The organism is Daejeonella sp. JGW-45, assembly GCF_029360805.1.
GTDB lineage: Bacteria > Bacteroidota > Bacteroidia > Sphingobacteriales > Sphingobacteriaceae > Daejeonella.
The window spans coordinates 419,516-431,284 of sequence record NZ_JARKNC010000008.1 but is presented as its reverse complement, the minus strand read 5'-3'; the positions used below and the strand labels follow the sequence as shown (position 1 = coordinate 431,284).

General features: G+C 41.2%; 9 protein-coding genes. 1 reads left to right on the top strand and 8 read right to left on the bottom strand.

Going from position 1 to position 11,769, the window contains the following annotated elements:
* Nucleotides 1-24: 24 nt before the first annotated feature.
* The 4 genes from P2W76_RS11410 to P2W76_RS11395 form a co-directional block, all read right to left on the bottom strand.
* A complete protein-coding gene (locus P2W76_RS11410; protein ID WP_276347965.1) occupies nt 25-1,017 on the bottom strand; it encodes a DUF2231 domain-containing protein in 993 nt (330 codons plus the stop codon).
* A 32-nt stretch (nt 1,018-1,049) separates the two neighbouring features.
* A complete protein-coding gene (locus P2W76_RS11405; protein ID WP_276347964.1) occupies nt 1,050-1,715 on the bottom strand; it encodes a DUF305 domain-containing protein in 666 nt (221 codons plus the stop codon).
* A gap of 173 nt (nt 1,716-1,888) precedes the next feature.
* Nucleotides 1,889-2,320, bottom strand: coding sequence for a hypothetical protein (locus P2W76_RS11400; RefSeq protein ID WP_276347963.1), 432 nt, complete (start codon nt 2,318-2,320; stop codon nt 1,889-1,891).
* Nucleotides 2,321-2,538: 218 nt separating this feature from the next.
* Nucleotides 2,539-2,847, bottom strand: a complete 309-nt coding sequence (locus P2W76_RS11395) for a hypothetical protein (RefSeq protein ID WP_276347962.1) — start codon at nt 2,845-2,847, stop codon at nt 2,539-2,541.
* 81 nt (nt 2,848-2,928) lie between these two features.
* On the opposite strand from P2W76_RS11395, the gene P2W76_RS11390 reads away from it, so the two are divergent.
* A complete protein-coding gene (locus tag P2W76_RS11390) occupies nt 2,929-3,516 on the top strand; it encodes a metal-dependent transcriptional regulator (RefSeq protein WP_276348374.1) in 588 nt (195 codons plus the stop codon).
* A gap of 213 nt (nt 3,517-3,729) precedes the next feature.
* Here the strand turns inward: P2W76_RS11390 and P2W76_RS11385 are convergent, their stop codons facing one another.
* The 4 genes from P2W76_RS11385 to P2W76_RS11370 all read right to left on the bottom strand — a co-directional run bounded on the left by P2W76_RS11385 (nt 3,730) and on the right by P2W76_RS11370 (nt 11,713).
* Nucleotides 3,730-5,703: a heavy metal translocating P-type ATPase gene (locus tag P2W76_RS11385; protein ID WP_276347961.1), complete on the bottom strand. Its 1,974-nt coding sequence runs from the start codon at nt 5,701-5,703 to the stop codon at nt 3,730-3,732.
* Nucleotides 5,704-5,784: 81 nt separating this feature from the next.
* Nucleotides 5,785-6,993 carry an efflux RND transporter periplasmic adaptor subunit gene (locus P2W76_RS11380; protein WP_276347960.1) on the bottom strand — a complete coding sequence of 403 codons (1,209 nt, stop codon included), beginning with the start codon at nt 6,991-6,993 and terminating at the stop codon, nt 5,785-5,787.
* An 8-nt stretch (nt 6,994-7,001) separates the two neighbouring features.
* Entirely contained in the window at nt 7,002-11,336 is a 4,335-nt protein-coding gene (locus P2W76_RS11375) for a CusA/CzcA family heavy metal efflux RND transporter (RefSeq protein ID WP_276347959.1), read from the bottom strand.
* Nucleotides 11,337-11,401: 65 nt separating this feature from the next.
* On the bottom strand, nt 11,402-11,713 hold the full coding sequence (locus P2W76_RS11370; protein WP_276347958.1) for a DUF6660 family protein: 312 nt from the start codon (nt 11,711-11,713) through the stop codon (nt 11,402-11,404).
* Nucleotides 11,714-11,769: the final 56 nt, after the last annotated feature.

Here is an 11,769-nt window from a genome sequence, read left to right as displayed (position 1 = left end):
ATAGCTTATTAATATTTCCAGTATCTATTGCTTCGGCTTAGTTTGCTCCCTGGCAGGATTATTATCATAAGGTTTCGTTGGATCAATCAGGTAGTCATATTTCATCTGCCCCATACCTTTCATACCGCTACCCATATCCATTTTAGAATGATCCATACTTTCCATCCCTTTATTAGTGGTGCTGTTAGGCATATTTATTTTAGAATGGTCCATTCCAGACATATCTGTCTTATTGGATGGCATGTCCATTTTAGAATGATCCATTCCTTCCATCCCTTTATTAGGGGTTTTATTGTTTGGCATATTCATTTTGGAATGATCCATCCCTTCCATTCCTTCGTTAGTGATTCTATTATTTGGCATGTTCATTTTAGAGTGATCCATGCCTTTCATACTATTATTGCCAGCAGGCATATCCATTTTAGAATGATCCATGCCGGGCATGGTATTTCCAGAATCCATCTTCATATTGCCATGATGATCCATATTTTTCATCCCTTTTGTAGTATCACCAGAATTCATATCCATACCTTCATGACTATCTTCCATACCTTCAGAATGGGAATGCAATTTCATTAGATTCTTGCCTTGCGGCCCAACTCCTTCTACATAAACTAATTGAGCACCCTGATGTCCTGTTACGGAAACCAAAATCGCGGAGGCTAAAGCAGCTACAAATACTAAAGCTCCAAATGATCGCTGATTTAATTTATAGAACAGTCCTATTCCTTGTAGTAGAAAGGTTAATCCAGACATCCACACGGTATAAAAAGCAAATTGCTCATGCCGCTCAAAGATTCTAGTAGCATTGGGGTTTAGCTCTCCTATATGAGCATGGAATACGTAGCTTGCGAAAACGGAACCTAAAAAAGCTCCTCCCATGACTGCAAGTGTTACCCATTTTATTTGGTAATAGTCTTTAAACAGCAGTATACCCTGTAGTACAACACTTAAAAGTATTAACACAATAGGGAAATGAACTACCAGGGGATGTAAGTTGGGAAAGTCACTAAACATGGTCGAAGCTTTAAATAGTGGAATTAAATCACTCAGTGTTGGCTCATTGCTGTTTCCAATTCGGCAATTTCTTTTGTTTGATCATCAATCATTTTTTGCGCCATGGATTTGAATTCGGCCATTTTTGAATGCTTGACGATAATGTTATCCATATCAATTCCATCCTTGTGATGCTTAATCATCATACTGGCGAACTCATGGTCTAGAGAACCTGGCGTACCATGATCCATCTCCATCATTTTCATCATATTGGCGTCCATGTCCTTCCCTAATCCACTGTTCTTGTCAGATGGTTCGTAGTCCTTTTTCGATTTATCAGCACTTTTTAGCATGTCGTCAAGCATCTGAATCTCTTTGGACTGTTTATCTACTATATTTTGAGCTATTTGCTTGAGCTTGGGTTCAGTGCCTGATTCTAATTCAATTTTAGCCATGTCTATAGCTCCCTGGTGATGAGATTTAAGCATAGATATAAGATCGTAGTCTGCATTTCCTGTCATTTCCATTTGATGCATGTCTTTCATCATTTTATCCATAGCTCCCATAATTCCTGAACTGGTAGCTGTTCTGTCCATATTCATGTGGCTGCTATCTGACATGTCCATAGACGAATTGTCTGATTTTGAAGCATTATTCTGACATGCTGAAAAGCTTAATGCAAGCGCAAGTGTTCCTATACAGAAGGTGCTAATTTTCATAGTTGTATTGATTAATAGTTATTAAATGGGTTTAAATATTCGGAAAAGCTTAATGAAAAAGCTGTCCCTTACGGTAATTCTGAAAAGGAAAAGGGGAGGCTAACCATAAATAGAAAATGCAAGGCAAAACCATAGAAATTAATGGTATAACCTTAAGGTTAGCTCTAAAGGAATCAGATCAGGAGAGAATGTAGTTTTATAAAAATGGGTGCTGAAGTACCAGGTGGTGGAGGTGCATGATTTTTAGGCCATTCATTTGCAGTTGGTTGGAAAGAATAGATAGTAGAAAAAGTCCCAAATCTATAATTAATGGCTATGGCAGGTAATTCAAGAATCTGGAAATTAGTATCAGGCTTAATGTTTTCTTTTACAGAATAGTTTCCATGTTTCTTACAGCATGAGCAATCTTCATCGCCATCACAATGTTTTTCACTTTTAGCTTCGCTGTGCTTCTCTTTACCATTATGGCTATGGTCATTAGAAGAATCATTTGATGTCACAAACTCCATTAAATCGTTGGAACCGCAGCTTATAATGCACGCATACCCACCTGTTATTAATAACAGGTAAAATGCTGCCATAAATATTGCTGCGCTTTTTTTCATACCTAACTATGCATATAAAGGAATACAGATAGCAACTGTTTTTGTTCTTGTTTTTTTTAATTCAGAAAATAAGTTGAAATTCCGAACTGGGTTCCTGCTAACTTAGACGCTGGATTCCCCAACAGATCTGTTTGCCAATTATAGCGGTAATTTAACCTGATAACAGTTTGAGGGGTCGGCCTGAAGCTCACCACCGGAACTATTGAATAAATATGATCTTAAATGTTGCCCCCCGTGGAGCTAAAATTTCCTTTGTTCCAGTCGACGTATTCCATTCTGATAGCCGCGTTCAAAACGGCACGTTCAAAGCCGAACAAGGGTTTCTTTATTAAAGGCTGCACGATATCAATAAAGCCGCCCTGCTGCTTACTTCCAAACTGCTCGGTGTACGTGGCCGGAACATCGACATTTATAAACGTGTTTAACTTGGGTATAACGGTATTGAAATCTATTGCGAACACATTCAAGCGCCTTTTTTCATCAAGAACGAGTCCGTCATCCTGAAATTTATTATAAATGCCCCCCATATAGGATAAGCCTAATTCACCAATCTTGGTGTTTCGTAGGGCTACTTTTCCGGTTAATAAAGGCGCTTAGGGGATACTGTAATAAATTCAGATCTGGCGAAGGCATTATCCATCCATTCAGAAACCGTGACGGATATGCTTAAAAAGATGACCCAAAAAAAACTGATTACCTACGAAAAATCAAAAGGCTTTAAACTTACCGGTAAGGGTAAGAAGATAGCTATCAGCATTATCCGAAGCCATCGGATATGGAAGGTTTTTCTTGTCAATAATCTTGGCTTTGGATGGGATGAGGTACATGATATGGCTGAACAAATGGAACATATACAAAGCGAAGATCTGGTAAATCGTCTTGACAAGTATTTAGGCCATCCAAATGCCGATCCGCATGGAGATCCGATACCCAACGTAAACGGTGAGTTCGCGAAATCTAAAGCAAGGCCTTTATCGAACTTACCTGTAGGTAAACAGGCAAAGTTTTTTGGGGTAATAGATCATTCATCATCTTTTCTTTCTTACTTGAACAAGATTGAATTTGCCCTCGGTGATCCTATCAGAGTCAAATCAATCGAAGAGTACGACAATAGTTATACGTTGCAATTAAAGAATGAAAAGGAGATCGTGGTGAGCAGCAAATTTGTGAACAGTATATTAGTTATAGAGGAGTGATTCATTTTTTAGAATGAGTTAGGGCTTGTTAATCAGTTCGCCAATGGATCAGAGTGTGATCGAATTTTGCGATAATCGCTAACAAAACTAACCCGCATAATAATATTAAGAATACTATTCTAATCGTTTTCATCCAAAGCGCGCTTTTTAGCTTTTTACAAATCTGTTTTTTACTGACTTGCCTTTAAATTTTGCCAATTTTGCCATACCGCACTATAGTTGCATTTTTTGAATTCGGACAGCATTTACTATAGCAAGCAGGGCCACTCCTACATCCGCGATCACTGCCTCCCATAGCGTCGCGACACCACCTGCGCCTAGCCCTAATACAATAACCTTAACTACCATAGCCAGAATAATATTCTGCCATACTACGTTTCTGGTTATTTTTCCGATGAGGATTGCTGAAACAATTTTTGAAGGGTGGTCATTTTGTATCACCACATCAGCAGTTTCAATTGTAGCGTCACTCCCCAAGCCACCCATAGCAATACCTGCATCAGCTAAAGCAACTACGGGAGCATCATTTACCCCATCTCCTACAAATGCCAGGCGAAAGCCTCCATCTTTTAAGGTCTGAACCCTTTCTACTTTTCCTTCCGGAAGCAAATCCCCAAAAGCCTCGTCAATACCCAGCTTTTTTGCAACCTGGTCGACCACGCTTTGTTTATCCCCGGATAACATAACCGTTTTAATGTTGAGATTATGCATGTCCTTTATTGCCTGGGCTGCATCTTCTTTAATTTCGTCTGCTATGGTAATATACCCAGCGTAAGCTTTGTCTATTGCAATGACAACAATTGTGTCCACAACCTTCTCCACTTCGGCCGGGAAGCTGATTGAAAATTTCCTTAAAAGCTTAAGGTTACCGGCAAGAATATCTTTCCCATCAATCATTCCTTTTAAACCATGGCCAGCTATCTCTTCTACCTTTTCGGCTTTTGTGCTGCCTGTTTCCCCGGCATAGTCCACCACTGCCTTAGCTACCGGATGGGTTGAATTTTTCTCAAGAATAGCCGCGAACCTTACCAGTTCCTTTTCCGCTATATCTTTAGAAACAACTTCCTGAACTTTAAAAACACCTTTGGTTAAGGTGCCCGTCTTATCCATCACCACGGCGTTAATTTTAGTCATTACGTCGAGAAAATTTCCTCCTTTAAATAAAATACCGTTCCTGGAAGCGAGTCCGATTCCTCCAAAATATCCCAGAGGGATTGATACCACCAGTGCACATGGACAGCTGATCACAAGAAAGACAAGTGACCTATAGAACCAGGTGTTAAAATCATAATCGTCCACAAAAAAATAAGGCAGAAAGCACACCAGCACGGCCAGGAAAAACACTATGGGAGTGTAAACTTTTGCAAATTTTGAGATAAATAATTGGGTCTGCGACTTTCGGGCCGTAGCATCCTGAACCATTTCAAGGATCTTACTTAGTTTGCTGTCTCTGAACAATGCCGTAACTTTAACTTCCGCGACGGTATTAAGATTGATCATTCCCGCAAGTATCGGCTCTTTAGCATATTTTGTATCGGGCTTGCTCTCGCCCGTGAGGGCTGCAGTATTAAAAGATGCATTTTCTGAAATCAACTGTCCATCCAGGGCTACTTTTTCGCCTGGCTTTATTTGAATCGTTTCGTTCAACGCTACGGTTGCTGGATCAACACGCTGTTCAACGCCGTCCCTTATAACAGTTACCTCATCCGGCCGAACATCCAGCAATGCTTTTATACTCCGCTTCGCACGGTTAACAGCCGAGTCCTGGAACCATTCGCCAATGGCATAAAATACCATAACTGCAACACCCTCGCTATACTCACCAATCAGAAAGGCACCTATTGTTGCCACGCTCATCAGAAAGAACTCGTTGAAAATATCAAAGCGTTTCAGCTTTCTGAAAGCAAGGTCCAGGACCTTCCAGCCGGCAAGTAAATAAGCCAGACCGTAGACGATTAAATTGATCGCGTTGTTGAATACAATATCAAACCCATATTCCAGGGTTAACATGAAAATAAGTATTACCAGAGAAAGTAATAGATCCCAGTGAGATCTCCAACCAGTTTTCTCAACGCCGTGCTCGTGACCATCCCCGTCTGAGTGTTCGACTAATTCATCCTTAGAATCGTCTATCTTTTTCTCGTCATCAGTGCTACAGCATTCCGTGTGTCTTTTAGTTGTTTTCATGAATAATATATAAGTGTTTAAAATATGGGGTTGGAATGATTTTCACATAGTTCATTATTAACAAGGGCAAATTAGCTGCCACTAGTGGTGCCCCGTATTTGTCATTTTGGCCAAGATAAAAAAGGCTCCCTTAGTTACTATTTTAGCATTCTTAGGTAATTCTTTAACAGGAATGATCTCAGTATATCCAATATCAGACACGCCTTTTTGAACCGGTACTCTTTCGAAATACAATTCTGGCTCACCAGCGTCAGGCTTGTCACTTTTCTTTTCCTCACCATCTGCATGCTCTTCAGGCTTTTGATCGGTTACTATAAAAATAAAGTCCTGTCCTCCAGAGCTTACAATAGCAGATGACGGTACCGCACTCACCACCGCTGCACCCACGCTGATCACAGCAGTAATATTCATCCCTTCTATCAAACCTGTTTTATCCCCTTTTACAACCGCATGTACCGGAATTGTTTTCGTCTCATTAGCAAAAGCTGTACCTATAGAGTAGATATCAGCATCGTACTCTTTACCTGGATTATTAGTTAGTGTAAAATGTATTGTCTGGTTTGCACTGAGTCTTGGCAGATCCTTTTCATAAACAAACAGATCAAGGTGTAATCTTGAGTTGTTTACGATTTGAGCAATTGGAGTAGAAGCGTCCACATTCGATCCGATTTGGGCAGAAACTTCACTGATGGTTCCGCTTATTGGTGCTCGTACTGCAATAGTAGTGACGATATTACCCCTGTTAACCTGCGTTGCTGAAATCCCTAGTGCGGCGAGTTGTTTTTGAAGTGAGTTTTTAGTTGACCGTAGTGTGGCCAGCTCCGCTTCAACCCGCTGAACATTCTTCAATGGCGCGGCATTGCCGCTCACCAGTTCCTTCTGACGGGCATACTCCAATTCAGAAAGCTTTATTTGTGCATTAGTGGCCTGGAGCTGTTGCTGTATTAGAGCGGCATCGGGATTAATGATGGTTGCTATAGTCTGGCCCTGATTTACATAGGTGCCGGGTTGAACTAGGAGTGTCTTAATTACTCCATTACTTACAGAAGTTACCAAAGCCTTATTTTGATTAGGAACTGTCAGCGTTCCATTGGCTTTAATAGAAGTTTTTAGATTCTTCATTTCTACACTGCCGATGATTATATCAGCAGTTTCTATTTGTGGCTGGGTAATGGACACTATGGAGCTTTCGCTCTCCTCATGCTCTTCTCCTTCTTCCGTAACTACTGCGGGGCTGCCGCAGGAAGCTGCGAATAAGGCAAGACTTAAAAATATCACGTATGGTTTCATCGTTTCGTTTAATTTCGTTTTATAAAATAGTTCAGTTGTATGGCTGATTGGTTATAGTCATTCAGCACGTCCAGGTAGTTTCTTTGGATATCGATCGCCTGGGTCAGGAATTGTGAAAGTTCAGAAAAACTGATTTCTCCGGATCGATAAGACAGGTTGGCGGCCTTAATGATAGCTTCAGCTTGAGTCAGACCGGTCTGTTGATAATAGTTTATCAGCTCATTGTTTTTCTCCAATTGTTGCATTGCTTGCAGGTATGCTGAGTTAATTGATAAAATACTATAGTCTGTTACTGATTGCTGATAATCTTTTTCTAATTCAGCCGCCTTAATGGTATTCTTATAAATGCTTCTGCCAAAAACTGGAATACCCATGCTAACCGAAAAGCCGGAGAACCCTGGGCTAACCCCATAAAGACGCTGTGAAAAGAATCGCCCTTCAAAAGATGGCATTCCTTTCTGCTTGCTTAGCTGTATTTCAGCATCTGCAAGAGCCACGTTATTTTGCTGCCATTTGATTTCAGGATGCTCGGTAAAATCGGTGGTATTACTAATGATGTTGATCTTCGGTAATACAGTCGATTCAGGAAGATATGCCTTATCAGTGTTTAGAAGCCTTTTTAATTGTTCCTGTCCGGTTTGGATATCTCTGTCAAGTATTTTCAACTGGAGTTTCGTTTCCTTTGATTTGGCCTGTGCTGAAATGCTGTCAAGACCTGCACTTTCTCCAGTCCGCACTCTGAGAACAGCGGCATCAGCAAAAGAAGAATAAAGACTGTCTAATCTCCTCCAGAGTTGCTGCTTATTCTGTAAGTACCACAAGTTGTAATAGATCTTTTCAAGATCTCTTTTAATCTCGGCTGCTTTTATCTGCCCGGCTAGTTCTACCGAAGTCACCTGCTGTTTTAGAAGGTCTTTCCTGGCAGAATATAATCCAGGCCAATCAATGCTCTGACTCAGCCCAATCTTTAAAACTCCCTTTGAGTCAAGCGGCGATAGGTCCTCATTTTCAACAAACAGTCCTGTCCGGGGAATATCAAATCCTGTTTTAGCCATAGTGCGGCTTTGTTCAAGTTGAATTCCCGAGCCCTTAAGCTGGAGGTTATTTTGTATTGCCATACTATAGGCTGCATCAAGGGAGATAGGAGTAGAAGGGTTCTGACTTTGAGCTTCAGCGATCTGACTTCCTAACATAAGCGCCATCACTACGAATGCTTTTGGCAATACTTTTTTACGATTGGAACGCGGCTTGTTAAATATCATATATAAAAGAGGTAATAAAATCAATGTTAGAATTGTAGCAGTAATCAATCCACCGATCACCACGGTTGCAAGTGGCTTTTGGACTTCGGCTCCGGCACTTGAGGATAAGGCCATGGGTAAGAAACCCAGGGAGGCTACAGTAGCTGTCATTAATACAGGTCTTAACCGTTCTTTAGTTCCAAGAAATATCCGGTCTCTAATATTAGTTATCCCTTCTTTAGCAAGTTGATTAAAAGTACCTATCAACACAATACCATTAAGTACTGCTACTCCAAAGAGCGCAATAAATCCAACTCCGGCAGAAATACTAAAAGGCATTCCCCGAATTAGTAACGCAAAAACTCCTCCAATAGCGGACATTGGGATAGCTGTAAATACTAGGGCAGCCTGCTTAAAAGATTTGAATGTAAAATAGAGCAGGATGAAAATTAACAGAAGAGCGCCGGGTACAGCAATCATTAAGCGTTTGGAAGCTTTCTGCAGATTTTCGAATGTACCTCCATAAGTGAAGTAATATCCGGGAGGTAGTTTCACTTTGGCATCCAATGTGGACTGGACATCCTCCACTACACTTTCGACGTCGCGGTCATTCACATTAAAGCTTACAGCCATAGTTCTTCGACCATCTTCACGGCTAATTTGTGCAGGCCCGGTTTCATAAGCAACTGTTGCTACTTGCGATAACGGAACCTGATTTCCATCGGGAGTAGGAATAAATAGGTCGCTAACGTTTTCAATAGAGTTACGGTATGTGCTGTCCAGCCTTACTACCAGGTCAAATCGCCTTTCATTCTCGTAAATTGCTCCGGCCACACCACCCGCAAAGGCAGTACTGATGATTTGATTGACATCTTCGATATTCATACCATAACCAGCCATTCGGGCACGGTCATAGCGGATAGTAATTTGAGGCAAACCACTTGCCCGTTCAACCTGGGGTTGCGTAATCCCTTCAATTGGTCTTATTGCATTGGCTACCTCGGTAGCCAGGGAATTTAACGTATCTAAATTCTCTCCGAAAATTTTCACTGCGACATCCTGGCGAATACCTGTCATCAGTTCATTAAAACGCATCTGTATTGGCTGACTTGGTTCTGCAATGACACCAGGAATATCTGCAAGCGTTTCACCCATCATTTCAGCCAGCTCATAGAAATCATCTGTGGTGGTCCATTCCTTTTTATCGTTCAAAATCACCATCAGATCGGTCGCTTCGGGAGGCATTGGATCGGTCGCCACATCAGCGCTCCCTGTTTTACCCACGACCATTTTAACTTCCGGATATTTAAGGAGCATTTTTTCAGCTTTCAAAACCGTTTCGGTGGTTTGAGAAAGCGAAGTTCCCTGAGGAAGAACAAATTCTATCGCATAATCACCCTCTTCCAACTGCGGAATAAACTCGCCGCCCATTCGGCTGAATATCACAATAGTAATTAACATCAAGGCTAAAGCCGCCCCAATAACTACATACTTGAGTCGAATAGCCGCTTTCAAAACAGGCTCGTATTTAGAATGGAAAAAATCCATCATCCGCTCAGATATATTCCTTTTATGGGTCGCGTTTTTTGATAGAAATAATGCCGACATCATTGGAATATAAGTCAGGGACAAGATCAATGCCCCAAGAATCGCAAATCCTACAGTCTGAGCCATAGGCCTGAACATTTTTCCTTCGACTCCTGTAAGCGTGAGGATAGGTATATAGACAATGAGGATAATTATCTCTCCAAAAGCTGCACTATTTCGGATTTTTGATGCGGATTGATAAACCTCTTCGTCCATTTCCTGCTGAGTAAACCTGCCGCTACTTTTCTTAAGGGCCAGATGGAGCATCGTTGCTTCCACTATAATAACTGCTCCATCGACGATTAATCCAAAGTCGATAGCCCCTAATGACATCAGGTTGGCTGAAATGCCAAAAAGATTCATCATGGCAAGCGCAAAAAGTAGGGAAAGAGGTATGGCAGAGGCAACAACAAACCCTGCTCTCCAGTTACCAAGGAAAAGTACCAGAACAAAAATCACAATCAACGCTCCCTCAATTAGATTTCTTTCTACAGTTGAGATTGCCCTGTCTATTAAGTTCGTCCTGTCAAGGAACGGCTCCACAATTATATCAGCAGGAAGTGATTTCTGAATCGTGATCATCCGATCCTTTACTCTTCCGGCAACTTCGGCGCTGTTAGCTCCCTTTGTCATCAATACGATACCACCTACGACTTCCTTTTCTCCATTATAAGTAAGAGCGCCGTATCGCGGTGGCGATCCCAACTGTACAGAAGCCACATTTTTAATCAGCACCGGGATGCCGTTTACAGATCGTTTAACTACCGTATTTTCGATGTCTGCCATAGAAGTCATCAGTCCGACACCTCTAATAAAATAGGCATTCGGTTTTTTATCGATATAGGCTCCTCCTGTGTTTTGATTATTTTTTTCAAGAGCGTTGAAAATGTCAGGAACGGAAATATTGAACGCCTTTAATCGGGCAGGATCAATGGCAACCTCATATTGTTTGGTTATACCCCCAAAGCCTGTTATTTCAGCGACTCCAGGAATACCATATAATTGACGCGAGACGATCCAATCCTGAAGGGTCCGAAGATCCATAGCTGTATACTTATCTTCACTGCCTTTTTTAGGATGAATCATATATTGGTAGATTTCACCTAAGCCAGTAGTTACTGGTGCCATTTCCGGTTTTCCTAAATTAGCGGGTATGCTCTCCTGAACTTCATTTAGTTTCTCGGCTATGAGCTGACGTGCGAAATAGATATTTGTGGGCTCGTCAAACACCAGCGTAATTACGCTTATCCCGAAGCGTGAGAATGAACGCATCTCAGTGAGATTTGGTAGATTACCCATTGACTTTTCAACTGGGTAGGTAATAAATTGTTCCACTTCCTGAGCAGCTAAAGTGGGTGCCTTTGTAAGGATTTGTACCTGATTATTGGTAATATCAGGTAAGGCGTCGACCGGCAATTGTGTAGCACTCCAAATTCCCCAAACAATTAGGGCAAGGGTAAACACGCCAATGACAAGTTTATTACGGATACTAAACCGTATAATTCTGTCTAACATGAAAAATGATTTTAAGTAAAACGAGGATGCTTATGCTTCAGGAGATAACCTGAATAGTGTTTTACTTAAACTTTGGGAGGTTGCCAGAAGGAAATACCTGAATTTTTCATCATGTTTTGATTAAACACAGGCATATCCATGGGAATTTTTGCAATAGTATGTAATTTATATACACAACTAAATACATCAGCAGAGGTCACACAGCAAGAACACGTACAGAAAGGACTGCATATGTCGCCGACAGCCTGGTGCTGATTTGTATCAGAACTTATAAGTTCTGTTTTAATATCACTCAATGAAGCTGCTTCTACGTCCAGGCATGGAGCAATGCTCGCAGCAACGACTATAAGGGCTAATATAAAGGTGATATACTTCATGCGGCACAAAGGTACAAAGTTTTTATTATCCACGAGCGCATCTGATATTTGACTCC

Excerpts from the sequence above, each read along its gene's own strand:
- P2W76_RS11410 (WP_276347965.1), bottom strand. The coding sequence starts at position 1,017 with ATGTTTAGTGACTTTCCCAACTTACATCCCCTGGTAGTTCATTTCCCT.
- P2W76_RS11405 (WP_276347964.1), bottom strand. The coding sequence starts at position 1,715 with ATGAAAATTAGCACCTTCTGTATAGGAACACTTGCGCTTGCATTAAGC.
- P2W76_RS11400 (WP_276347963.1), bottom strand. The coding sequence starts at position 2,320 with ATGAAAAAAAGCGCAGCAATATTTATGGCAGCATTTTACCTGTTATTA.
- P2W76_RS11395 (WP_276347962.1), bottom strand. The coding sequence starts at position 2,847 with ATGGGGGGCATTTATAATAAATTTCAGGATGACGGACTCGTTCTTGAT.
- P2W76_RS11385 (WP_276347961.1), bottom strand. The coding sequence starts at position 5,703 with ATGAAAACAACTAAAAGACACACGGAATGCTGTAGCACTGATGACGAG.
- P2W76_RS11380 (WP_276347960.1), bottom strand. The coding sequence starts at position 6,993 with ATGAAACCATACGTGATATTTTTAAGTCTTGCCTTATTCGCAGCTTCC.
- P2W76_RS11375 (WP_276347959.1), bottom strand. The coding sequence starts at position 11,336 with ATGTTAGACAGAATTATACGGTTTAGTATCCGTAATAAACTTGTCATT.
- P2W76_RS11370 (WP_276347958.1), bottom strand. The coding sequence starts at position 11,713 with ATGAAGTATATCACCTTTATATTAGCCCTTATAGTCGTTGCTGCGAGC.